Raw genomic sequence first — 23,083 nt, forward strand, 5'->3', positions numbered from 1 at the left:
ACCTCCTTTCGTACTGCGCGAGTCCGGCCTTTCGTAGGGTTGGCCTCGGTGGTTAGGTATGCGATTCTCTCCGAAGCGACTCTTGTCACTTAGGAGGTACCAATGGCGTCTCGATATGGGGCCCGTGTTCCGCTCGAGTGTGCTGTGGTCTACGTAGGAGAGCTGGCTCTCGGCAAAGGCCGGATCAGCAATGTCTCGCTCTCTGGGTGCCAACTCGAGGGGGCGCACAAGGCAATGAAGCGCGGGGATTCAGTACACCTCCGTGTCTTCATACCTGATCATCAGATCCCGTTGAATGTTCCCCTGGCCGTCGTGCGCTGGGTTGAAAAAAACCGGGTGGGGCTGGAATTTATTCGCTCCTCCAAGGAAGACCAAACCCGGCTCAAACGTTTTGTCAAGCAACAGAAGCAGCTCGCAGGGGTATGGTACAAGTGGGATGAATCGAAAACGAAGCTCGCGGCTTCAGTAGATTAAGCCCTCAGTTGAGTGTTCTGTACTCGTCTTACCCTTGCAACCTCTTCGAACCTCTCCTATACTGAGCCTGCGCGTTGAAGATGATCGGGTGATCGCTCGTGGCGGCAACGCTGCGAGAGGAAAGTCCGGACTTCAGGGGCGGGGCGCTGGGTAACACCCAGGCGGAGCGATCCGACACCGGCACCACAGAGAATAGACCGCCGATGGCCAAGGCGATGGGACCCCATTTCTAGTCGCTGCGGATCAGGTAAGGGTGAAACGGTGGAGTAAGAGCCCACCGCGGTGGTGGCGACATCACCGGCACGGTAAGCGTCGCCCGATGCAAGGCCAAATAGGAAGACACCCGCGCGATTGTTCGCGATCCTGCGGAACGGCTGGCCCGGCCGAGGTCTTCGGGTAGGTCGCTCGAGGTTCGAGGCAACTCGAATCCCAGAGAAATGATCACCTCCGTCTGGGACTCAACATCCAGGCGGGACAGAATCCGGCTTATAGATCCTCTCCAGCGCGCTTTTATACTTGTTTACCGCCCATCCCTAGTCAGTCTTCCAAATGAATTATTGCGAGCGGGGAAGAAGGCGATGGAACTCGGCTTAACCGACATCCTATTGACGGGTACAAGGGGTGGTGATAGGATCGCACATCTTTCTTCTTGATTTTTCAGATGCTTCTGAAAAATCTGGGGGGAGGTGTCTGTGTATTGTTTGCCGTGCATGTCGAGCGATTCCCTCCGCCGGGTTATGGAGAAATGGCGAGGGAGAGGAGGGCTGGTATGAAGCTCACAGGGGCTGAAATCTTCATCGAATGCCTGAAACGGGAAGGGGTGAAAACCATCTTCGCGCTGCCGGGTGGTGTCGTCTTGAAGATTTTCGACATGCTGCATCAGCAAAAGGAGATTGAAGTTGTACTCACCCGCCATGAACAGGGAGCTGGTCACATGGCGGAAGGGTACGCCAAGGCGACAGGCAAGGCTGGCGTGGCCTTGGTCACTTCCGGTCCCGGGATGACCAACGTTATTACGGCGCTGGCGGATGCCTATATGGATTCTGTGCCGCTTGTGTGCTTTAGCGGTCAGGTACCGACTCACCTCATTGGAAATGATGCTTTCCAGGAGGCGGACAATGTCGGACTGAGCCGTCCCTGTACCAAATATAATTTCCTCGTGAAGGACGTGAGCGACCTCGCGACCACAATTAAGGAAGCATTCTATATCGCGACGACCGGCCGCCCGGGACCGGTACTGGTCGATATTCCGAAGGACGTTGCCCAGAACCAAACAGAGTATCACTACCCGAACTCCGTCTCGATCCGTGGCTACAATCCGACGTACGAAGGAAATAAGTGGCAAATCAAGCAAGCCGCCGAAGCTATCATGAAGGCCAAGAAGCCCATCTTGTATGTTGGCGGAGGCGTGGTATTTTCCGGTGCCTCGCAGGAATTGCTTGAGCTTGCCGAAATGACGCAGATCCCCGTCGATATGACACTTATGGGGTTAGGCGCGTTTCCCGGCGAACATCCGCTGTCCCTGGGCATGATGGGGATGCACGGAACGTATCAGGCCAACATGGCCGTGCACTACTCCGATCTCGTCATCGCGATCGGGGCGCGGTTTGACGACCGGGTAACGGGTAAAGTGTCGGAATTCTGTCCCTATGCCAAAATCATTCACGTAGATATTGATCCCACATCCATTCGGAAGAACATTCACGTGGACATTCCGATTGTGGGAGATTGCAAGGCGGTGCTCAGAGAGTTGAATCAGATTTTGCGTGCGACCGTCAATGGTGAGCAGAAAGAGCTTCGCAAGCCGTGGTGGGACCAGATTCGAGAGTGGCAGCAGGCGCATCCGTTGACCTATCAGCAGGAGACAGATGGGCCGATAAAGCCGCAACATGTAGTCCGTCGATTGTATGAGTTGACAAAGGATAGGGACCCGATCGTGTCCACGGACGTGGGCCAGCACCAGATGTGGGCCGCCCAACATTTCAAGCTCGCACAACCGAATCGCTGGCTGACCTCCGGTGGGCTTGGGACGATGGGTTTTGGATTGCCCGCAGCTATGGGTGCACAGGCGGCGTTCCGCAACAGGCTCGTGCTTTGTGTCGCCGGGGATGGCAGTATTCAAATGAATATGCAAGAAATGGCGACTGCGGTCGTCCACAAGCTGCCGGTGAAGGTCATTATCCTCAACAATCGATTCCACGGCATGGTGCGTCAGTGGCAGGACCTTTTCTACAACGGACGGTATGCCTCGAGCTATCTGGATACGACGCCTGATTTCGTGAAACTGGCCGATGCATACGGTGCAGTGGGTCTCCGGGCAAACAAAGTTGGGGATCTCGACAACGTGTTGAAGGAAGCCATCGCCGTCGACAAACCGGTGATCGTCGATGTGCCGACCTATCCCTATGAGAACTGCTATCCAATGATTCCAGCCGGCGGCTGCAACCACGAGATGATTCTCGAAGATCCACCCGAATTGAAAAAGAAACAATCTGCGGTAGGAAAAGTTCTGCCGGAAGACAAAGATACCGTCCTGACGGCTTAGAAGGGGAGTGCCGAAGGTTGAATGGATAGACCCGCCTTCGGCGCCGTTCGCGCATGGAACACATTATTTCCGTTACCGTAGAGAATAAGTTTGGCGTGTTGTCCCGGATCGCTGGGCTCTTTAGCGGTCGAGGGTTCAACATTGAAAGCCTCTCGGTAGCTCCAACTCTCGATTCATCGATGTCGCAGATGACGATCGTCACGTCGGGAGACGATCGGATCATCGAGCAGATCGTCAAACAGCTGAACAAGTTGATCGACGTCATCAAGGTGGTTGATCTGAACGAAAGTGACTTTGTGTCGCGGGAAACGGCGCTCATTAAGGTTCATACGCGAGCAGAGGATCGGGCGGAGGCTTTGCGGATCGCGGATATCTTCCGCGCCAATGTAGTCGACTCCACACCAGCGACCTACACCATCGAGGTGACGGGCGATCCCAAGAAGATTGAAGCCATCATCAATCTACTGCAGCCTCTCGGCATCAAGGAACTCACGCGAACAGGCCGAGTGGCTGTTGCACGCGAACCGATCCGGTCCGTGTCGGCCCAGCCCAAGAAGGTGGTTCGCGAATAGAACTTCGACGATCTTCGGGACCCCGACAGCATTCTCAACAGGACATGTCTTAGTGAGGAGTAGATGATGAAGATTTATTACGATAAGGATGCAGACCTTCAACAGATTCGCAACAAGAAGGTCGCTGTCATCGGCTACGGCAGTCAAGGCCATGCCCATGCACTGAACATGAAAGAGAGCGGTGTGGAGGTGGTCATCGGCTTACGAGAGGGCGCGTCCTGGAAGAAGGCTGAGCAGAGCGGCCTTAAAGTCATGCCGGTGGCCGATGCGGTGAAGGCGTCCGATGTCGTGATGATCTTAGCCCCGGATGAAGCGCAAGCGGCGATCTATCGGCAGGACGTGGCACCACATCTCAAGCCGGGGGCGTATCTTGCGTTCGGCCACGGATTCAACATTCATTTCGGTCAAATCGTGCCGCCGTCCACCGTGAATGTGTTCATGGTGGCGCCGAAAGGGCCGGGTCACCTCGTCCGATCAGAATATACGAAGGGCAGCGGGGTACCCTGCTTGCTGGCTATTCACCAAGATCCAAGCGGCACCACGCGGCAGGTCGGATTAGCTTACGCCAGTGCCATCGGGGGCGGACGAGCCGGCGTGATCGAGACGAACTTCCGAGAAGAAACGGAAACCGATCTCTTCGGCGAACAGGTCGTGCTCTGTGGAGGCCTGACGTCTCTCATTCAAGCAGGCTACGAAACGTTGGTCGAGGCAGGCTACTCTCCTGAGATGGCCTATTTTGAATGTCTCCATGAAGTGAAATTGATCGTCGATTTAATCTACCAGGGTGGCATCGCCAATATGCGGTATTCCATCAGCACAACGGCCAAGTACGGCGACATCACCCGCGGCCCACGCATAGTGACGGACCAGACGAAGCAGGAAATGAAAAAAATCCTCGGCGAGATTCAGAGTGGCCAATTCGCCAAGGAATGGGTGCTCGAAAATCAAGCCAATCGCCCCGTCTACAATGCGCTGCTTGCCAAAGGCGAAGGCCATCCAATCGAAGCGGTCGGAGCCAAGTTGCGGGCGATGATGCCCTGGCTCAAGAAAGACCAGCTGGTCGATAAGAGTAAGAACTGAAGTTCGAGGAGCCTGTGGCGGACCGTGCCGTCGGCGTGCCGATCGTCAAAGAGGGAATTCCTTTCGTTGGAATCGGAGGCGGCGTTACACTGCTTGCAGGGTTTTTGGGGTGGGCGGTTGTTGCATTGCTGGCCGGAGGGCTCACCCTCTTCACGGCCTGGTTTTTCAGAAATCCTGCGAGAGTCATTCCTCAAGGACCCGGATTAGTCGTCGCGCCAGGCGACGGCACGGTGATCAGCATCGAGGAGGAGTTTGAACCTCGATTTATAAAGGATCGAAGTGTTCGGCTCACGATCTTTTTGAACGTCTTCGATGTGCACGTGAATCGCGTCCCGTGTGAAGGGGTGGTCGAAGACATTCAGTATCAGCCAGGAGCTTATCTGGTGGCGAGCAAACCGGAAGCGACGTTGAAGAACGAACAAAATGCTCTGTTTCTCCGAACGTCGCAGGGTGCGAAAGTGCTCTGTGTCCAAGTCGCGGGGCTGATCGCGCGGCGTATCGTCTGCTGGCTCTCGCCGGGTGACCGTGTGGCGCGGGGTGAACGATTCGGACTCATCCGATTCGGTTCCCGCATGGACACGTTTCTCCCGCTTGGGACAGCCTTGAAGGTCTCAGTCGGTGATCGGGTAAAGGGTGGCGAAACGATCGTGGGGGTGCTGCGATGAAAACTGCCGGTTTGCGTCAAGCGATGGGACGAGCTGCCAGGCAGCGGCATGCCATGCATCTGATCCCCAATCTGTTCACGACAGGCAATTTATTCTGCGGAGTCTATGCGATCTTGTCCGTGTTCAATGCCAACTACATGGCGGCCGCGATTGCAATTCTGGTCGCGATGGTGTTCGACGTGTTGGATGGAAAGTCCGCTCGGCTGACCAACAGCACGAGTCATTTCGGACTTGAATATGATTCCCTGTCCGATGTGGTATCGTTCGGCGTGGCGCCGGGCCTGCTGATTTATTCATGGGCGTTGAGCGGTCAAGGAACCTTTGGAATCGCAGTGATGTTTGCCTATGTCGCCATGGGAGCCGTGCGGCTGGCGCGGTTCAACGCAACCGTGGCGTTATCCGATAGCAAATACTTCACCGGGTTGGCCATCCCTGCTGCAGCGGGTGTAGTGGCATCGCTCGTGATCTTCGATCATTACATTGTGCGGATGGGGGCAGAAATCAGGCCAATTCTCGTGTTGTTCATTACCCTATCTCTGTCATTCTTAATGGTCAGCACGATTAAGTACCGCAGCTTCAAGGATATGAAGTTTCGGGGCGGGCGCCACTTCACTTATCTGGTGTGGGGAATTCTCGCCCTGATGCTAGTAGCATCGTGGCCTCAAGTTATGTTATTTGTAATCTTCGCCGGATATGCCTTGCTCGGTCCGGCGGAGCGGCTCGTCGGGCTCGTTGCCAAAGTGATCGGAAAGCGTCCGATGGGGAGAGCCGAGCAGTCGATTATCGAACCGAAGTTTTAGTGGCTGTGACGAGGAATAGTACGCGCCTCGGACGGAAACAAGAGAGCTGGTGGATGGTGTGAACCAGCCCGTTGAGCGCGGAACTCGCCTCTGAGCCGAATCCGTGAACCGAGAGTAGCGGATTCCGTCTTGCCCCCGTAACGGGCCGAATCGAGGGTGATGAACGGCAAAACCAGCCGTCCATGACCGAACCAGGGTGGTACCACGGAGTGCGTAGAGCCTTCGTCCCTGTCTGATGGGATGGAGGCTTTTGTGCTTCAAGCTGCTGAAAAAGCCTTCCTGCCTCGTTCTCAGTCGTTCGAACCCCTCGACGTAGCGAACATGTACGCCTCGGGGTTCTCTCTCCCTGCGGCCTTGCTTGGGAAACGGTGCGTCTCGGCGCGCCAAGGGTGGGCGGGTAAGAAGCAAGAACTTTTTGAGCAGCTTGTCGAGTGGGAGGTGTGACATGACACGTATGATACGGATTTTCGATACGACGTTGCGAGACGGAGAACAATCTCCCGGCGCCAGCATGAACGTAGAAGAAAAAATTATGGTGGCGAAGCAACTGGCGCATCTCGGCGTTGACATTATCGAAGCCGGGTTTGCCTACAGTTCTCCCGGCGACTTCGAGGCAGTGAGGCGGATCGCACAGGAGGTGGAAGGGCCGACGATCTGCAGTTTGGCACGGGCCCGCCCGGAGGATATTGATCGAGCGTGGGACGCGCTCAAAGGGGCGCCAAAAATCCGGATTCACACCTTCCTCTCCACATCGGACATTCATTTGAAACACCAGTTTCGTATGACCCGTGAGGAAGCGAAGAAACGTGCGGTTGAGATGGTCCAGCGGGCGAGAGGGTACGTCGATGATGTCGAATTCTCACCGATGGATGCGAGTCGGTCCGACCCGGCCTATCTCTATGAGGTTATCGAAGCGGTGATCGCGGCCGGAGCTGGGACCGTCAATATCCCGGATACCGTCGGCTATGCGATTCCGCAGGAATTCGGCCAGCTGATTCGGGGTATTCGTGACAAGGTGCCAAATAGTGCGAAGGCTGTGATCTCGATCCATTGCCACAACGACTTAGGATTGGCTGTGGCCAATAGCTTGGCGGCTGTGCTTGAGGGAGCCGGTCAAATCGAATGCACGGTCAATGGGATCGGCGAACGAGCCGGCAATACTTCCTTGGAGGAAGTCGTCATGGGACTCCGGACGAGAAAAGATCTCTACCATGCCGACACACAGGTTCGTTCAGAAGAGATTTCCAAGACCAGCAGGCTTGTGAGCAAGATTACCGGGATGGTCGTGCAACCCAATAAGGCCATCGTGGGCGCGAATGCGTTTGCGCATACTTCGGGCATTCACCAGGATGGACTGCTGAAGGACAAGACGACCTATGAAATTATGCGGCCGGAATCGATCGGGTTGATCGAGAGCAAGATGGTGATGGGCAAGCTTTCCGGCCGGCATGCATTTAGACAACGACTCGAAGAACTGGGATACAAATTGACGGATGAGGAGATTAACCATGCCTTCGAACGGTTCAAGAAGTTGGCCGATCAGAAGAAAGAGATCTACGAGGAAGATATTGAAGTCATTGTTTCTGAAGAGTTGGCGAAGATGGCGGAGCGGATGAGGCTCAAGTCGTTCCACGTTGAGAGCGGCACGGATCGTGTACCGACTGCGATGGTCGAACTCGAAATAGACGGACGGTCTGTGAAACAAACCGGGACCGGCGATGGGCCGGTTGACGCGGTGTATCGTACCATCGCGGCGATGACTCAGACAAAGAGCAAGCTCCTCATGTATGCGGTGAAAGCGATTACGGGGGGGACCGATGCCCAGGGTGAAGTTTCGGTAAGAGTTCAAGAGGATGGACGCACAGTATCCGGCCACGGAGCCGATACGGATATCATCGCAGCATCGGCAAGGGCCTACCTCAACGCGCTGAACAAGCTCGCGTATTTGGCAGCGAAGCAAGCGCAAGGCGAGCAGAAGGTGAACTTGATTTGAGAAGTGGCGCCACGGTAGAGTGCGCGAATAACTTGAGGAATGCTGCTGCAGGAGTGAGAGGGCGCACTCGTGTTCAAGGTCACACCATTAGAGCGCCCAGTGTTTTTAGCCGGCGACCATACCCGTCTACGGGAGATCTTCCATCCAGCTAAGCACCAGCTGAAACTGGGTTATAGCCTTGCCCATGGGACGTTGGGACCAGGTCAACGGTCCAGGCGGCACGTCTTGGCTTCTTCGGAAGTCTACTATTTCATTGTCGGTCAAGGACGTTTCATGATCCATGATCAGGTCATCGCGGTTGAGGCTGGGACGACGCTCTATGTGCCTCCAGGAGAGACCCAGTCACTGGAGAATACCGGAAGTATTGATATCGAGTTTCTCTGCCTCGTCGATCCTGCGTGGAAGCCGGAAGACGAAGTGATTCTGGAGTAGAGGGTTGGTTCTAGGAACAAGAGGGAGATGGGCACTGTGAAAGCGAAAATTGCAGTCTTGGCTGGTGACGGAGTCGGACGGGAGATCGTTCCCGAGGCTGTCAAGGTTCTCAAAGTCGTGGCTGAGAAATTTGGCCATAGCTTTGAATTTGCCACGGGCGATGTTGGTGGGCAAGCCATCGATAAGGTCGGAGTTCCCCTGCCTCAAGATACGCTGGCCCTGGCCAAGCAGAGTGATGCCGTCCTCCTAGGGGCAGTCGGTGGTCCGAAGTGGGAAGGGCTCGAATACAGTCTGCGACCAGAACGAGCACTCCTAGGCTTGCGTGAGCATCTGGGTCTATATGCGAACCTGAGGCCGGCAAAGTTATACCCAATGTTGGCCGACGCCTCGTCCTTGAGACGTGAGATCATCGAAGGAATCGACATTCTCGTAGTCCGGGAATTGACCGGCGGCATCTATTTTGGCAAGCCCAAAGGCATCGAGAAGCTGCCGAATGGAGAAGAGCGGGGGATCAACACGGAAATCTATACGACGGCGGAAATCAAACGCATTGCAAAAGTCGCGTTCGACGCTGCGAGAAAACGGCGCAAGAAAGTGACATCGGTCGATAAAGCGAATGTCCTGGAGTCGTCCGAACTCTGGCGCCGAATCGTGAGTGATGTTCAGACGCAATACCCGGATGTCGAGCTTAACCATATATACGTGGATAATGCAGCGATGCAGCTCGTGCGCAATCCACGGCAGTTCGACGTGATGCTGTGCAATAACATGTTCGGTGATATCCTGAGCGACGAAGCGGCCATGTTGACCGGTTCGATCGGCATGTTGCCCTCGGCGAGCGTGGGGGCTCAGGTGGGACTGTTTGAGCCAATACATGGAAGCGCTCCTGATATTGCCGGCAAGAATATCGCGAATCCCATCGCTACGATTGCGTCGGCCGCCATGATGCTGTCCTATGCCTTCCAACTCGATAAGGAAGCGGAGGCGATCGAGCAGGCGATTGTAAAGACCCTGGATCTCGGCTATCGGACAAAGGACATTCAGGGACCCGGCGCCCGCGTCGTCGGTACGAGTGAGATGGGTGATGCGATTCTGCGAAATCTCAATTAAGGGTTGGTAACGGAACGCTAATGGGCACCACAAGCAAAGTGGGACGGATTGTGACGGTCGCCGGTATCGGGGACCCCGGATGGTCCGGTGATGGCCGTGCGGCGGTTGCCGCCCTTCTGAATGAACCGAAGCATGTCACGATCGACAACCACGGGAACATTTTCATTGCCGATTCCGAGAATCACGTGGTGCGACGAATTGAGCGGATGACCGGACTGATCAGTACCGTGGCTGGGTCTGCTCAAGGAGCGACGGCCCTTCCCCAGACAGGGATTGGGACTGGGCCAGGAGAAATTGAAAGCTCGGACCCTCTGGCTGATGGGGAAGTAACCGGGTCTCATCAATTCGCCCAACAAACCGATCTGAGCGGGACCGTGCGATATATTGTCAACGCTACCGCAGTTGCAACAAGGTTCGGTGGCGATGGCGGTCCGGCAGTCGAAGCGCTCTTGAATTTTCCGACTGCTGTTGCGGTTGATCGGGACGGCTATCTCTATATCGCGGATACGATGAATCATCGGGTTCGTCGCGTGGATACGATGAATGGAATGATCGCGACAGTGGCTGGAACAGGACAATCACGATATGCTGGCGATGGGGGCGCTGCGACGGCTGCTGCGCTCAATGAGCCGGCGGCTTTGGCGATCAGCGAGAAGGACATTCTCTACGTTGCGGATCAAAGCAACAATCGAGTGCGCGCAGTGGACTTGATCACAGGATTGATCCGCACCGTCGCGGGGACCGGAACAGCCGGGTATAATGGAGACGGAATTCCCGCTACCGAAGCGAGTCTTGCTGGACCAAGCGGCTTGGCGTTGGACTCCGATGGAACCCTGTATATCGCCGATACCTTCAACGGCCGGATCCGTGCAGTCGACTCTGCGACCGGTCTGATCAGGACCGTCGTGGGCGATGGAGGTGAATATCGGTATCAGGGGCCAACTGAGCCTACTTCCCCCAGTCTTTCGCGCCCATCCGGTATTGCCCTTGACCTGCGAGGCAACCTCTACATAACGGATTCGGACAATCACCTTATCAGGCGATGGAATCGTACCACCGGACAGCTTGAACGGGTGGCTGGACAAGGAGCGGCCCGGTATGGAGGGGATGGAGGTTCCGCCTTGGACGCGAGTCTGAGCTATCCTTTTGGAATTGTCATCGATCAGTCCGGATATCTCTTTGTGGCCGACACCTTTAATCACCGCATCAGAGAAATCGAACAGCCGTAGGATCGGGATCCATGTTGAAGAAGAAATCATCGTACGTCGTCGCGATCATCGGGGCTACTGGTGCGGTCGGGAAGGAATCTCTCGACATCCTGGAAGAACGGAAGTTCCCGCTCGAATCGTTGCGCCTGTTCGCCTCGAAACGATCGGCCGGCGAAGTGATGACCTGTCAAGACAGGGAGTGGAAGGTCGAGGAATTGACGACGACCTCCTCGTTTGCCGGTATCGATATCGCGTTCATTTCTGCCACCGATGCGATTAGCCGAGAGTACGGGCCGCGTTTAGCCGCGGCGGGAATCGTCGTCATCGATGATAGCGGCATCTTTCGGATGGAGGCAGATGTCCCGCTGGTCGTACCTGAGGTCAATGCATCCGCTTTGCAGACGATCCCGCGCGGGATTGTCTCGATACCGAATTGCACCACGACGCCGCTCGTCATGGCACTGAAGCCGCTTCATGAGGCAGCCGGGATCAAGCGCGTGATCGTGACGACGTTTCAGTCCGTGTCAGGAACCGGTTCGGCGGCGATGAATGAACTTCTCGATCAGACCAGAGCCTTGATGTCGTTTCGCGACGTGAAAGCTGAGGTCTATCCCTATCAAATTGCGTTCAATCTCCTACCACATATTGGATCATTTTCGGAGGGCGGAGACTGTTCGGAAGAAGTGAAAATTGTGCGCGAGACGCAAAAGATATTGGATGCTCCCCACTTGCGGGTCACCTCGACGACCGTGCGTGTTCCCGTGATGCGCTGCCATTCCGAGGCGATCAATATTGAGTTGGAGCGGCCACTGAATCAAAACGAAGCTAGAGCAGCACTGGCGGCGATGCCGGGCGTGATCGTCTATGACGATCCTGGGAAAAAGTTGTATCCTATGCCGTTGGACGCAACAGGAAAGGATGAGGTCTTCGTGGGGCGGGTCCGCGAGGATACCACGATCGCCAACGGTCTGAACCTCTGGGTGGTATCGGATAATCTCCGCAAAGGAGCGGCGCTCAACGCAGTGCAAATCGCTGAATGCTTGGTGAGAGGTCGATGACGGAATGGGAAAGTCTCGGCAGGATCTTGATCGCCATTGGGTTGGCCGTGGCCACGGTTGGCGTGTTGATCGTGTTCAGCGACCGGTTCCCAAGCCTCGGTGCGTTATTCGGGTGGCTCGGCAAGCTTCCCGGTGATGTGTCCATTAAGCGGGACCAATTCTCTTTCCACTTTCCAATAGTTACCAGCCTCGTGCTCAGTGCGGTTCTCAGTCTGGTATTCTATTTAGTATCATGGTTATTTCGCCGCTAGGTCGAGGTAAGCGAGGGCTGGGGCTGGGCCTTGTGGCCGGGGTCCTATTAATGGGTTCCTTGTCCGGGACGGCAGCGGCCCAGTCCATCCGCGTCCTGCTGTCCGCCGAGGTACTTAGGCTGGATGTCCGCGCGGAGGGGCCGATCTGGATGACGGACTCCAAGGATCGCGGACAAGCCATCAAGTCCGCGGCACAGATTACGGTCAACGGCAGTGGCTTCTTGCTCAATGGTGTGCGCCTTGCCTCCGAGCAGCTGACTCTTCGTGCTGGAGAACAAGGGCTCACGCTGATCTATCGCAAGCAAACGGGGAATGGCTATGGAATGAGTGGTTCCGGAAGCGATCCGGGGACGACGGTGCCGGTGAGCGGATTGGTTCACCTGGTCCGGAAAGGAAACGGGTTTCTCCTCATCAACCAGGTGGATCTTGAAGAATATGTGAAAGGCGTCGTGCCTGCTGAAGTCAATTCGACATGGCATCCGGAGATGCTCAAATCGCAGGCGGTCGCGGCCCGGACCTACGCCCTCTACCAGCAGATGTTGAGTGCGACCCGGGACTATGACGTCGTTGCCACGGTGCAGGATCAGGTCTATCGGGGTAAACACGGCATCGACGTCGGCGTGCAGCAGGCGGTGGAAGCGACGCGCGGCCTAGTAATCACCTATCAAAATGCGCCCATCTATGCGGCCTTCTCTTCCACGGCTGCCGGGCTGACCGAAGACGCCATGAATGTTTGGTCGAAGGATCTTCCCTATCTGAAGGGCGTGGAGTGTCCCTTTGATCTTGAATCGCCGTTCTATCAGTGGAAAGCTTCGTTCAAGATCGATACGCTAGAGCAGAACCTGCGCCAACAGGGTTTTCCCGTGGGAACAATCGCGACCCTGACGCCGGTGACATTCAGCCGAGCTGGTCGTGTGGCGACGCTCCGAATCCTCCACTCAGGAGGCGAATTGGTCTTGCGTGGTGAAGATTTACGGAAGGCGATCGGATACTCGCTCGTCCCGAGCACGCAATTTACGGTCGACTCGATCGGTCAAGATATTGTTTTGTCGGGCTATGGAGCCGGCCATGCTGTGGGTATGTGCCAATGGGGGGCCAAGCAACTGGCCGAACTGGGTTATTCGTATACCACTATTCTCAACTATTACTATCCTGGTACCGAACTGCGAAACATGGCGTTGACAAAGCCACCGACCCTGCCGTCCTCCTGATGCAGTTGTCCGAGTTCGACTTCCCGTTTGATTCCTCGCTCGTCGCAATGCATCCGGTTCTTCCTCGGGACCGGGCCAGACTGTTGGTCATTAACACGACGGACCAGTCTCTAGCCCACCGCTCCATCAAAGAGCTGCCTGAGCTGTTGAATCCGGGCGACTTGTTGGTCGTCAACGACACGAAAGTCCGTGCGGCCCGAGTGGCGGGTTGGAAACGTCCGTCAGGAGTCTCCATTGAGATGCTGTTTGTCAAGGAGCTGCCCGATCACACGTGGGAGGTGATGGTCAGAGGCAAATTGACGCCAGGACAGATCATTGAGGTTGGTCCAGACGCCCATGTGGTCGTCATCGCGCGTGAGGCTGACCGGACCACCGTTCGGATCGAGACGGGAGAGGCCGTCCAAGAGTTCTTCCGCTTGTATGGCCGCATGCCGTTGCCGCCATACATCAAGAGGTCGCCGACAGAGGAGGATTGTGATTGGTACCAGACGGTCTTTGCAAAGGATGAAGGTGCTGTTGCAGCTCCCACAGCGGGGCTTCACTTCACGTCCGAGCTTCTCGGGCGATTGAAGACCCGGGGCGTCGGATTGACGGCCGTGACCCTGCACGTCGGACCTGGAACTTTCAAGCCGGTTACCGTGGATCGGATCGAAGACCATCGGATGGGCAGTGAATGGATTGACGTGGGGCCTGAAGCGATTCAGGCCATCGAGTACACCAAGTCGAAGGGAGGAAGAGTGATTGCTGTGGGGACCACGGTTGTCCGTGCGTTGGAAACTGCTGTTCAAGGTGGGGAGAAGCTTCAGCCGTATCAGGGCGAGACAAATTTGTTCATTGTACCTGGATTTTCGTTCAAGGTCGTGAACGCGCTGCTGACGAACTTTCACCTACCGCGCACCACGCTCTTGATGCTCGTGTCCGCACTGGCGGGCAACTCGCTGCTGCGGCACGCCTATGAAGAGGCCGTGCGTGCCCGCTATCGATTCTACAGTTATGGGGATGCCATGCTGATTTTGTAAGCGGCAAAAGGCCCCGGTGAGTGATTGACGGGAGGAGACTGCAAATTTGTGGGCCGGTTCCTCTTACAACGGCCCGTGCTTATTTCTACAACAGTTCCCGATGTATCTTAATCGGAAGTCTTGCTTTGAGAGCCTCGGTGTACGCCGTCAGCGCTCGTTGTTGTTTCTGAAACAGCATGTCTTGCACGGCACGGTCCCGTGCAGCTGTAGCCTTGGCAGGATCGGATTCCGGCTGCCGAACCATGAGAGCCTGCGCTTCGGCTAGTTCGCTCGGGGTTAATGCCACCGCATCGCGTACCACCATTTTAGCTTTGATCGTCAGAATGTCTTTCGTCTCCATGGCCTCAAAGACCGACGGAGTCATATGATTGATGGCCAACACTCGGCGGTAGATTTCCGAATCGAACGTTCCGTTCCTTTGGAAGTCCGGTATTTTCGTGATCACATCGCGGAGTTCGTCGTTGGAAACCGTCATGCCCATTTCCTTCGCCACGATGAGCCACAAGTTATTTTCGACGAGCTGTTCCACCACATATTGTTTAATTGTTTCGTCCTTGAATTCTCCTGGAACTTTTTCTTTGTATACTCGATAGGTGTTTTCATACGCGCGCTTGAATTCATCACGGGACACGGTGAGATCCCCAACCGAGGCGACCACATTGCCGGATTGCCCACCAAATCCCCACCAACCCATTCCTACGACAAAGGTCACCGCGATGAACCCCATCGCGACCGCCAACAGCCACGGAAAACGATCGTGCGTGTACCGGAGTATTTTGATCATGCGTGCTCTCGCACAGGTTGTCTGATGAGCCGACGCCTGCGGATTCTACTCAGGGAATTTTTCAAACGCAAGGGACGACGATCCGGTTTGCGCCGCGTTCGAACAAACCGTGAATACGCATGCGGGAGACTGGTTGAGACGGGGCTCTTGCCCAGATGACAAAGAACGGTCTTTATTTGTGCTCGATCGGGCAATTTGTTATACTTTGCCACTAATTACGAGGAGAGCCTTTGGCGGAGGAGGTGGGCAGGATCCATCCGGCCGGTTCTGCGGTCTATCCCAAGGCGCAGGTTCTGAACCGGTGTATCGCCAAGCTCATCGACTGTTTTATCGTTGGTGCGGCAAGTGAAGTATTGGCTCCGATCGGATTCCTCGCCGGCTTAGCCTATGTCTTGGTGGCCGATGGATTTGCCGGTGGGCAGAGTATCGGGAAACGGCTGATCGGTCTCCAAACGATCCTCCCCGGCACACGCGAAACAGCAGGGTTTCGGGAATCCATCATCCGCAATCTTCCGTTTGCTGCCGCTCAGGTCGCGTTCGCAGTCCCGTATGTAGGGTGGATTGCATCGGTGGCGATTCTGGCATTTGAAACTGTGTTGGTCGTTGGTAATGAACAGGGACGGCGGCTTGGTGATGAGGTTGCCGGCACTCAGGTCGTCGATGCGGGTCGGCTGGCGCTGCCTGACTGACCGGTAGAGAAACTGGGCCAATCGAGACGGAAGGGAGATTGACCGTGGGGTTTGCGAGCGACATTTTCGGATGGTTCTCCAACGATCTGGCGATCGACCTGGGGACGGCGACCACACTGGTCTACGTGCACGGGAAAGGCATCGTCTTAAACGAGCCGTCGGTTGTGGCCGTCGAGAAAAAAACCGAAAAGGTGCTCGCTGTCGGGGCTGATGCCAAGAAGATGTTGGGCCGGACGCCAGGCAACATCGTTGCGGTTCGACCGATGAAAGAAGGTGTCATCGCCGACTTCGAGATGGCCGAGCAGATGCTCAAACGCTTCATTCAGAAGGCCCACAATCGGAGTGCGTTCGTACGCCCCCGCATCATTATCGGTGTGCCCTCTCGGATCACTCAGGTGGAACAGCGGGCTGTCCGGGATTCGGCGGAACTGGCTGGTGCTCGAGAAGTCTATCTCATCGAGGAGCCAGTGGCTGCGGCGATCGGGGCGGGGCTCCCGATTACCGAGCCGTCCGGGAATATGGTCGTCGACGTCGGCGGTGGCACCACGGATATCGCGGTCATCTCACTCGGGGGGATTGTCTACAGCGAATCCGTCAAGGTGGCGGGCGATCGCATGGACGATGCGATCATGAACTACATTAAAAAGAAATATAATCTCCTGATCGGCGAACATATGGCGGAACGGATCAAGTTCGAAATCGGGTCCGCGTATCCGTTCGAAGAACGTAAAACGATGATGATAAAAGGCCGCGATCTGATCTCCGGCATTCCGCGGACGCTGGTGATCGACGACGCGGAAGTTCGAGAAGCTTTGCAGGAACCCATCGGAACAATCGTCAACGCAATCAAGGTGGCGTTGGAAAATACCCCACCTGAGTTGGCGGGAGATATCATCGATCGCGGCATTGTGCTGACGGGCGGTGGATCGTTACTGAAGGGCATGGATACTCGGTTCCGGGAGGAAACGAACCTGCCGATTATTACGGTGGACGATCCCTTAACTTCTGTCGTATTGGGGGTCGGTAAGATCCTCGATGAGCTCGATTTGCTCGCCAAAGTCTCGGTGATGTCTCAAGCCAACACCTTCCGGTAAGGTTCCATCCTTCATGTGGATGGTCAATTTTCGCTCGCCTTCTGGGACCAGACGCCTGGTGCTGGCGTCGATTGTCTTGCTATTGGTCGCCCTCTTCCTGCTCCCCAGCCAAAGTCAAGGGTTGTTACAATACGTCAGCAGTCCACTGGGCGAAGTGTTGAGTCTTCCATTGCAGGCAATTAGCTCGATCGATCACGGGATTTCCGAACTCTGGGCGGGCTATGTCGCCCTGCAAGGGGTGAGAGAAGAAAACGAGCGGTTGCGGAAGGATATGGACCTCCTCCGAGGGCAAAATGGTCAGCTTCGCGAAGCCGCTGCGGCCACCGAGCGATTGAAGTCTCTTTTGAAGTTCAAGGAACAGGCGCCGTCTGCGATCGTTGCGGCGCAGGTGATCGGACGAGATGCGACCAACCTATATCGGTCAGTGATCATCAATAAAGGTGAGAGTGACGGCATCAGGTCGGATATGGGCGTGGTGACACCGGCGGGGGTCGTCGGTCGCGTGGTGAAAACGACCGGGGCGACGGCAGTCGTATTGTTGGTCACCGATCCCAACAATGCCATCGCTGGCCTCATTCAGCGCACGAGGGATGAAGGAATTGTCGAGGGCACTCAGCAGGGATTGGCCAGATTGAAATACATTCCATTGCTCTCGACTGTCCGCAATGGAGATCGGGTCGTGACGTCCGGCCTCGTGGGAGGGTTCCCGCGAGGCCTGCCGCTCGGCACAATTACAGGGATCGACAGAGCGGAAGGCGCTCTCTTTCAATCTGCAGAATTGATGCCTGACGTTGACATGGGGCGTCTCGAAGAGGTGCTCGTCATTCAGGACCCGCGCGGCCAGTCCTCCAGTTCGGATTGAAGGAGCGACAAGAAGTCCTGAGCCATCACCATGAATGTCTTGATCTATAGCGGATTGGTCTTGCTTCTCATTCCACTCCAAGCGACGCTCCTACTCCACGTGACAGTCTGGGAGATCAAACCGGATATGGGACTCATAGCCGCCTGCTTTGTTGGCTTGTTCACAGGCGAACTCCAGGGTGTGGTTGTCGGACTTGTAATCGGGTGGGCATTAAATCTCTTTTCGGCCGGTGAATTGTGGATCAGTCTTGTGACAAAGGGAGGAGCCGGATTTTGTGCTGGGATGATGGGACGGCATCTCGCTCATGTATCGCCCACGCTCATGGGAATTGGGGTCTTTGCCTTATCGTGCCTGAGCGGCCTCGTAGAGATCCTCACTCTCACATCCCTTTCCGGGTCATGGTGGCGGGTGTGGTCAATCATGCTTCCGCAGGCCTGTTATGACGCTCTTCTTGCGGCAGGAATATATTGGCTCGGGTCCGAGTGGTTCATCAGGGATCGATTCAGCATGGCGTCTCGGTACTAGCGATGGCGCGTGATCAACAGCGGGCCGAATGATGGCGAGCATCGGATTTCAGGATTCGGAATTAGGAGAGGTGCAACGACGATTGGCTGTCCTGCGAGTCGGCCTGTTACTCGTCGTCGGCTTGTTAGCCTTCCGACTTTGGCACCTGCAGATCCGAGAAGGCCCGTATTATCGAGACCTGTCGGAAAACAATCGCACTCGTTCGGTTACGCTGGAACCGGCTCGCGGTCTTATCTACGACCGACAAGGTGTCTTGTTGGCGAACAATGTCCCGAGTTTCAGTCTTTATGTGTCGCTTGAAGATGTGAAAGACCGCGATGCCTTAATCGATGCGCTGACGAATCTCATCGGATTGGATCCTGCAGTCGTACAGAAGAAACTCGCCGGTCGTGGTGGAAAGCAGCTTCCTCGAAAAATCAAGGATCGGCTGACGCTTCGCGAGGCGACGCTCATCGAATCTCACCGGTTGGACTTGCCTGGCGTCATGATCCAAGTCGAATCGCAACGGAATTATCCTGGCGGCGTCACGGCCGCGCATCTTTTGGGGTACGTCGGAGAAGTGTCGGCTGAACAATTGGAGAGGCCGGAATATGCCGATCTTCATCAAGGGAGTATCGTCGGACAATACGGAGTGGAAAAATTTTTTGATCGGCATGTGCGAGGACTGGCCGGATTGAAGAGCGTCGAGGTCGATGCATTGGGCCATGAGAAGCGGACGGTCGTCGTCGACCAGCCGCAGGCCGGGAACGATCTCTATCTAACGATAGATCTCAGACTCCAGGCTCTGGCGGAAAAGCTCTTGGGAGAGGAATCCGGCGCCATTGTGGCGCTTGATCCGACCAACGGGGATATCCTCGCGATGGCCAGCCGGCCGGCGTTTGACCCGAATGTCCTCTCACGGGAACTGACGCCAAAACAGTGGGTGGAGATCGTTCAGGATGAGGGTCGCCCCTTGAACAATCGGGCCTCGCAGGGACAGTATCCACCTGGATCGACGTTTAAAATCTTGATGGCTGCGGCGGCGTTGGAAACGAAGACTGTGAGTCCTTCGAGCACCGTACAATGCAACGGCGGGTACCAGTTTGGAAAACGTGTCTATCGAGATTGGAAAGCCGGAGGTCATGGATCTGTCAACCTTCATCAAGCCCTGGTCCACTCGTGTGACGTATACTTCTACACCGTCGGGCAACGGATGGGCATCGATACGATTGCCTCCTATGCCCACCAGTTCGGTCTGGGCGAAGAGACTGGGGTCGAGCTGCCCTCCGAGCGAGTCGGTATCGTTCCTTCCACGGACTGGAAGCAGAAAGCGAAGCATGAACCGTGGTTGCCGGGCGAAACGATCTCCGCCTCCATCGGGCAGGGGTATGTGACCGTCACACCATTGCAGATGGCGAGCTTAATCGGGACAGTCGCGAACAACGGTGTGATGTACCGGCCCCGGTTGGTTCAGGGGATTATGGATCGAACATCGAGCCAGTTGCAGCAGCTGCCGTCTGCTCCTAAACGGAAATTGCCGGTCAAGCCTCAAGCGCTCGAACTCATTCAAGATGCCTTAGCCGGCGTGGTCAAGGAGGGGACAGGAACCAGGGCCAAATCTTCCGTCGTGGCGATTGCAGGAAAAACCGGAACAGCCCAAACGGCAGCACTCCGGACCGGTCCCGAGAAGGACATTCCCAAGAAGTTGCGTGACCATGCCTGGTTTGTGGCATTTGCACCGGTAGAGTCCCCGAAAATCGCTGTCGCCGTGTTGGCAGAACATATGGGGCACGGGGGATCGGCTGCGGCACCGTTGGCCAAAGAACTGATTGAATTGCATGCGAAGCTCTGGTCTCAGCCGCCGACTCTGGCAGCAAAGGCTGAGTCTGTTCCTACAGCTTCCATCGCCGAGGTTGTGACTCATGATTGATCGGATGATGGATACACGGAGAGTCGACAATTTTGACATCCGCTTCATTGCTCTCGTGTTTCTGATTCTGTCCATCGGAGTGCTCTCAATCTTCAGCGTAACGCATGACCAGACAGGGCCGGGGCTCCCGTTTTTTGCCAAGCAGATCATCTGGATTCTGCTGGGCACGGTCGCCTTCTTCGTCATGCTGGTATGGGACTATCATCGGATTGCCCGCTTGGCCTATCCTGCCTACGCCATCATCCTCGTCTTGTTGGCGGTGGTGTTGGTCGAAGGAAAAACAAGTCGGGGAGCACAACGGTGGATTCCAATCGGGCCATTCGCGTTTCAACCGTCGGAATTTGCCAAACTGATCCTGATTCTCGTGCTGGCCCACTACTACTCCAAAGTGCCTCGCGTCGGGTGGTTGCAACGTGTGGTGATGCCGGGATTGTTGATGTTGCCCGGACTATTGCTTATTCTGAAACAGCCGGATCTGGGAAGCGGGCTCAGCTTTCTAGCAGTGTATGCTGCGATGTTGTTGATCGTTGGTATGCGGTCTCAGGCGCTGGGCGTCATTCTCTTGTTTTCGCTGATGTTGTTCCCCTTCGCCTGGGAAGCGATGTGGGGCTCCTTGCATGATTACCAGCGACAGCGCATTATGGCATTCGTCGACCCGGCCTATGACCCTGGAGGCAAGGGGTATCATGCGTTGCAATCCAGAATTGCCATCGGCGCAGGCGAGCTGTTGGGAAAAGGTCTCTACGGAGGGACCCAGAGCCAGTTGAAGTTTCTGCCCGAAGGCCACACCGATTTCGTGTTTTCGGTGTTCGCGGAAGAATGGGGTTTTCTCGGGGTGCTAGCCTTGTTGCTTTTATTCGTCGCGCTCATCTGGCTGTCATTGGAGATTGCGGCCAAAGCCAAGGATCAATTGGGGGCCTTGCTCGCGGTCGGCATCATTTGCATGTTGTGTTTCTGCGTGGTGGTGAACATCGGCATGACTGCCGGTATGTTCCCGATCGTCGGAATTCCGCTTCCGCTGATGAGTTACGGCGGCAGTGCGACCATCATGACAATGGCCTCATTGGGGTTATTACTCAACGTCAAGCGGCGACGCTTGAGTTTGTTTTATTGAATGTGGTGTCTGGCGTCCCGTGGAGGAGCCGACACATCGATACATTTTTATTATCGGAAGGACAATTGTCTCGACGCATCATAACAAGACACACTGAACCTCGGGCTCTCCCGCGTTCGGCAGATACGTCGCGTCAATCATCCTTCTGAACGGAAGGAGTAGGGTATGAGTATGGAAATTGCGATTTCGGTCGCACGAGAAGAAACCCGTGTAGCTGTCATAGACGGCGGAGTGGTGACGGACCTCTTCGGGGATCGTGCCAAGCAAAAAGACTTTGTTGGGAATGTGTACAAGGGCAAGGTAGCAAAGGTGTTGCCTGGCATGCAGGCAGCGTTTGTGGATATCGGTCTCGACAAGGCCGCCTTTCTGCATGTCTCCGATTTGTCGTTGGATTCCGAGCCGGGCGATACCTTGGTGGACACAGATGAAGATGACGACAAGGACGCGGATATGCTACGGCCCCGCCGGCAGAGCTCGAAACCCATCGAGCAGTTGGTGAGCGAAGGGCAAGAGCTGATGGTCCAAATCTCAAAAGGCCCAATCGGCACAAAAGGACCCCGGGTCACGACCTATGTCTCGTTCCCGGGACGGTATCTCGTCTTTATGCCCAACGTGGAGCATATCGGAGTGTCACGACGGATTGCGCGAGACGAGGAACGGGGACGGCTCAAAGACATCATGAAACGAGTACGTCATCCGGGGTGTGGCTATATTGTGCGAACGGTGAGTGAAGGGGTCAAGGAAGATGAGCTGCGATCCGACGTGGAATTCTTACACGTGCTGTGGCAGGACATTCTGGCCAAGCGGGCTCAGTTAGCTGCGCCGGCATTGCTCCATGCCGATTTAAGTCTTAGTTTTCGCGTCGTGCGCGATCTGTTTGGAAAGAAGGTCGACCGCTTGTGGATCGATTCCAGACAGGAGTATGAAGCGGTGCGTGATTTCGTTCAGCGATTCTCACCGGAACAGACCTCCCGCATCCATTACTATGATAAGGAGGAGAGTCTGTTCGATCATCTCGGTGTCGAACAAGAGCTCACGCGCGCCCTCAGCCGGAAAGTGTGGCTGAAATCAGGCGGCTACCTCGTGATCGATCATACCGAAGCTATGACGGTGATCGACGTCAATACCGGCCGGTTTGTTGGAAAGCGAGACCAAGAAGAAACCATCCTTCGAAACAATCTGGAGGCGGCCAAGGAGGTAGCCTATCAGATCAGGTTGCGGGGGATCGGTGGCATTATCATCGTCGACTTCATCGACATGGAACGAGAAAAAAACCGCGACAAAGTCTATCACGCGTTGGTCGACGCCATGGCGGCGGACAAGGCGAGGACGAGGATTTCGAGAATTTCTGATCTGGGATTGATCGAAATCTCACGGGAACGCGTGCGCGAGGATCTGCTTCGCTCATTGTCGGAGCCTTGTCATTATTGCGAAGGGCGGGGGTATACCAAGTCTCCGACGACCGTGGCGTATGAAATTTTCCGAGAGATTCGCCGAATCGGGAAGGGAGCGGAACAGCAGCGGATCGTGATCGGAGCGCATCCGACCGTTGCAGGATTACTCCAAGATGAAGAACGTCAGGGAATCGAGACTCTCGAACGGGACTGTTCGGCGAAAATGATCGTGATGCCGGATGAACGGCTTCATCTGGAACAGTATGACTTAACGGTGGTCTAAATGGATGCTAT

Annotated in this window: 22 protein-coding genes, 1 other RNA gene and 1 other annotated feature; of the genes, 22 read left to right on the forward strand and 1 reads right to left on the reverse strand. The window is 55.7% G+C overall.

Annotated elements, in window-relative coordinates; all coding sequences use genetic code 11:
• Positions 1-102 precede the first annotated feature (102 nt).
• The 15 genes from VEI50_10250 to queA all read left to right on the forward strand — a co-directional run bounded on the left by VEI50_10250 (position 103) and on the right by queA (position 14,418).
• Positions 103-474: a PilZ domain-containing protein gene (locus VEI50_10250; protein ID HXX75498.1), complete on the forward strand. Its 372-nt coding sequence runs from the start codon at positions 103-105 to the stop codon at positions 472-474.
• Between the two features lie 76 nt (positions 475-550).
• Positions 551-979: RNase P RNA component class A (rnpB, locus tag VEI50_10255), an RNA gene on the forward strand.
• 264 nt (positions 980-1,243) lie between these two features.
• Positions 1,244-3,019: a biosynthetic-type acetolactate synthase large subunit gene (ilvB, locus tag VEI50_10260; protein HXX75499.1), complete on the forward strand. Its 1,776-nt coding sequence runs from the start codon at positions 1,244-1,246 to the stop codon at positions 3,017-3,019.
• 53 nt (positions 3,020-3,072) lie between these two features.
• Entirely contained in the window at positions 3,073-3,591 is a 519-nt protein-coding gene (gene ilvN, locus VEI50_10265; GenBank protein ID HXX75500.1) for an acetolactate synthase small subunit, read from the forward strand.
• Positions 3,592-3,654: 63 nt separating this feature from the next.
• Positions 3,655-4,671, forward strand: coding sequence for a ketol-acid reductoisomerase (ilvC, locus tag VEI50_10270; protein HXX75501.1), 1,017 nt, complete (start codon positions 3,655-3,657; stop codon positions 4,669-4,671).
• A 14-nt stretch (positions 4,672-4,685) separates the two neighbouring features.
• Positions 4,686-5,336 carry a phosphatidylserine decarboxylase family protein gene (locus VEI50_10275; GenBank protein HXX75502.1) on the forward strand — a complete coding sequence of 217 codons (651 nt, stop codon included), beginning with the start codon at positions 4,686-4,688 and terminating at the stop codon, positions 5,334-5,336.
• Positions 5,333-6,136, forward strand: coding sequence for a CDP-diacylglycerol--serine O-phosphatidyltransferase (pssA, locus tag VEI50_10280; GenBank protein ID HXX75503.1), 804 nt, complete (start codon positions 5,333-5,335; stop codon positions 6,134-6,136). The genes VEI50_10275 and pssA overlap by 4 nt, the downstream gene beginning before the upstream one ends.
• Positions 6,133-6,369: a binding site (T-box leader), on the forward strand. Its footprint overlaps the gene before it by 4 nt.
• Positions 6,370-6,581: 212 nt before the next feature.
• On the forward strand, positions 6,582-8,129 hold the full coding sequence (locus VEI50_10285; GenBank protein HXX75504.1) for a 2-isopropylmalate synthase: 1,548 nt from the start codon (positions 6,582-6,584) through the stop codon (positions 8,127-8,129).
• Between the two features lie 69 nt (positions 8,130-8,198).
• The gene (locus VEI50_10290; protein ID HXX75505.1) at positions 8,199-8,561 is read left to right on the forward strand and encodes a cupin domain-containing protein; all 363 of its coding nucleotides are present in this window, start codon (positions 8,199-8,201) and stop codon (positions 8,559-8,561) included.
• Between the two features lie 27 nt (positions 8,562-8,588).
• Complete coding sequence (leuB, locus tag VEI50_10295; GenBank protein ID HXX75506.1) at positions 8,589-9,671, forward strand: 3-isopropylmalate dehydrogenase; 1,083 nt, start codon at positions 8,589-8,591, stop codon at positions 9,669-9,671.
• Between the two features lie 20 nt (positions 9,672-9,691).
• Positions 9,692-10,900 carry a hypothetical protein gene (locus tag VEI50_10300; GenBank protein HXX75507.1) on the forward strand — a complete coding sequence of 403 codons (1,209 nt, stop codon included), beginning with the start codon at positions 9,692-9,694 and terminating at the stop codon, positions 10,898-10,900.
• An 11-nt stretch (positions 10,901-10,911) separates the two neighbouring features.
• Positions 10,912-11,937: an aspartate-semialdehyde dehydrogenase gene (locus VEI50_10305; GenBank protein HXX75508.1), complete on the forward strand. Its 1,026-nt coding sequence runs from the start codon at positions 10,912-10,914 to the stop codon at positions 11,935-11,937.
• Positions 11,934-12,188 (forward strand): DUF2905 domain-containing protein, encoded by a 255-nt coding sequence (locus VEI50_10310; GenBank protein HXX75509.1) that lies wholly within the window; start codon positions 11,934-11,936, stop codon positions 12,186-12,188. Before VEI50_10305 ends, VEI50_10310 begins: the two co-directional genes overlap by 4 nt.
• A gap of 50 nt (positions 12,189-12,238) precedes the next feature.
• Positions 12,239-13,399: a SpoIID/LytB domain-containing protein gene (locus VEI50_10315; protein ID HXX75510.1), complete on the forward strand. Its 1,161-nt coding sequence runs from the start codon at positions 12,239-12,241 to the stop codon at positions 13,397-13,399.
• Positions 13,399-14,418, forward strand: coding sequence for a tRNA preQ1(34) S-adenosylmethionine ribosyltransferase-isomerase QueA (gene queA / locus VEI50_10320; protein ID HXX75511.1), 1,020 nt, complete (start codon positions 13,399-13,401; stop codon positions 14,416-14,418). Before VEI50_10315 ends, queA begins: the two co-directional genes overlap by 1 nt.
• A gap of 85 nt (positions 14,419-14,503) precedes the next feature.
• Here the strand turns inward: queA and VEI50_10325 are convergent, their stop codons facing one another.
• Complete coding sequence (locus tag VEI50_10325) at positions 14,504-15,202, reverse strand: SurA N-terminal domain-containing protein (protein ID HXX75512.1); 699 nt, start codon at positions 15,200-15,202, stop codon at positions 14,504-14,506.
• Positions 15,203-15,432: 230 nt separating this feature from the next.
• Here VEI50_10325 and VEI50_10330 point away from each other — a divergent pair, with 230 nt between their 5' ends.
• The 7 genes from VEI50_10330 (at position 15,433) to VEI50_10360 (ending at position 23,072) form a co-directional block, all read left to right on the forward strand.
• Positions 15,433-15,891 carry an RDD family protein gene (locus VEI50_10330; protein ID HXX75513.1) on the forward strand — a complete coding sequence of 153 codons (459 nt, stop codon included), beginning with the start codon at positions 15,433-15,435 and terminating at the stop codon, positions 15,889-15,891.
• A 44-nt stretch (positions 15,892-15,935) separates the two neighbouring features.
• Complete coding sequence (locus VEI50_10335) at positions 15,936-16,985, forward strand: rod shape-determining protein (GenBank protein HXX75514.1); 1,050 nt, start codon at positions 15,936-15,938, stop codon at positions 16,983-16,985.
• Between the two features lie 13 nt (positions 16,986-16,998).
• Positions 16,999-17,847 carry a rod shape-determining protein MreC gene (gene mreC, locus VEI50_10340; protein HXX75515.1) on the forward strand — a complete coding sequence of 283 codons (849 nt, stop codon included), beginning with the start codon at positions 16,999-17,001 and terminating at the stop codon, positions 17,845-17,847.
• A gap of 30 nt (positions 17,848-17,877) precedes the next feature.
• Positions 17,878-18,372, forward strand: coding sequence for a hypothetical protein (locus tag VEI50_10345; GenBank protein HXX75516.1), 495 nt, complete (start codon positions 17,878-17,880; stop codon positions 18,370-18,372).
• A 28-nt stretch (positions 18,373-18,400) separates the two neighbouring features.
• Entirely contained in the window at positions 18,401-20,281 is a 1,881-nt protein-coding gene (mrdA, locus tag VEI50_10350) for a penicillin-binding protein 2 (protein ID HXX75517.1), read from the forward strand.
• Positions 20,274-21,395 carry a rod shape-determining protein RodA gene (gene rodA, locus VEI50_10355; protein HXX75518.1) on the forward strand — a complete coding sequence of 374 codons (1,122 nt, stop codon included), beginning with the start codon at positions 20,274-20,276 and terminating at the stop codon, positions 21,393-21,395. Before mrdA ends, rodA begins: the two co-directional genes overlap by 8 nt.
• A 165-nt stretch (positions 21,396-21,560) precedes the next feature.
• Complete coding sequence (locus VEI50_10360; GenBank protein HXX75519.1) at positions 21,561-23,072, forward strand: Rne/Rng family ribonuclease; 1,512 nt, start codon at positions 21,561-21,563, stop codon at positions 23,070-23,072.
• The last annotated feature ends 11 nt before the right edge of the window (positions 23,073-23,083 follow it).

The organism is Nitrospiraceae bacterium (assembly GCA_035623075.1).
Taxonomy (GTDB): domain Bacteria; phylum Nitrospirota; class Nitrospiria; order Nitrospirales; family Nitrospiraceae; genus DASPUC01.

Coding starts and splice junctions, on each gene's coding strand:
- VEI50_10250 (HXX75498.1), top strand. CDS start 103: ATGGCGTCTCGATATGGGGCCCGTGTTCCGCTCGAGTGTGCTGTGGTC.
- ilvB (HXX75499.1), top strand. CDS start 1,244: ATGAAGCTCACAGGGGCTGAAATCTTCATCGAATGCCTGAAACGGGAA.
- ilvN (HXX75500.1), top strand. CDS start 3,073: ATGGAACACATTATTTCCGTTACCGTAGAGAATAAGTTTGGCGTGTTG.
- ilvC (HXX75501.1), top strand. CDS start 3,655: ATGATGAAGATTTATTACGATAAGGATGCAGACCTTCAACAGATTCGC.
- pssA (HXX75503.1), top strand. CDS start 5,333: ATGAAAACTGCCGGTTTGCGTCAAGCGATGGGACGAGCTGCCAGGCAG.
- VEI50_10285 (HXX75504.1), top strand. CDS start 6,582: ATGACACGTATGATACGGATTTTCGATACGACGTTGCGAGACGGAGAA.
- leuB (HXX75506.1), top strand. CDS start 8,589: ATGGGCACTGTGAAAGCGAAAATTGCAGTCTTGGCTGGTGACGGAGTC.
- VEI50_10300 (HXX75507.1), top strand. CDS start 9,692: ATGGGCACCACAAGCAAAGTGGGACGGATTGTGACGGTCGCCGGTATC.
- VEI50_10305 (HXX75508.1), top strand. CDS start 10,912: ATGTTGAAGAAGAAATCATCGTACGTCGTCGCGATCATCGGGGCTACT.
- VEI50_10310 (HXX75509.1), top strand. CDS start 11,934: ATGACGGAATGGGAAAGTCTCGGCAGGATCTTGATCGCCATTGGGTTG.
- VEI50_10315 (HXX75510.1), top strand. CDS start 12,239: ATGGGTTCCTTGTCCGGGACGGCAGCGGCCCAGTCCATCCGCGTCCTG.
- queA (HXX75511.1), top strand. CDS start 13,399: ATGCAGTTGTCCGAGTTCGACTTCCCGTTTGATTCCTCGCTCGTCGCA.
- VEI50_10325 (HXX75512.1), bottom strand. CDS start 15,202: ATGATCAAAATACTCCGGTACACGCACGATCGTTTTCCGTGGCTGTTG.
- mreC (HXX75515.1), top strand. CDS start 16,999: ATGTGGATGGTCAATTTTCGCTCGCCTTCTGGGACCAGACGCCTGGTG.
- VEI50_10345 (HXX75516.1), top strand. CDS start 17,878: ATGAATGTCTTGATCTATAGCGGATTGGTCTTGCTTCTCATTCCACTC.
- mrdA (HXX75517.1), top strand. CDS start 18,401: ATGATGGCGAGCATCGGATTTCAGGATTCGGAATTAGGAGAGGTGCAA.
- rodA (HXX75518.1), top strand. CDS start 20,274: ATGATTGATCGGATGATGGATACACGGAGAGTCGACAATTTTGACATC.
- VEI50_10360 (HXX75519.1), top strand. CDS start 21,561: ATGAGTATGGAAATTGCGATTTCGGTCGCACGAGAAGAAACCCGTGTA.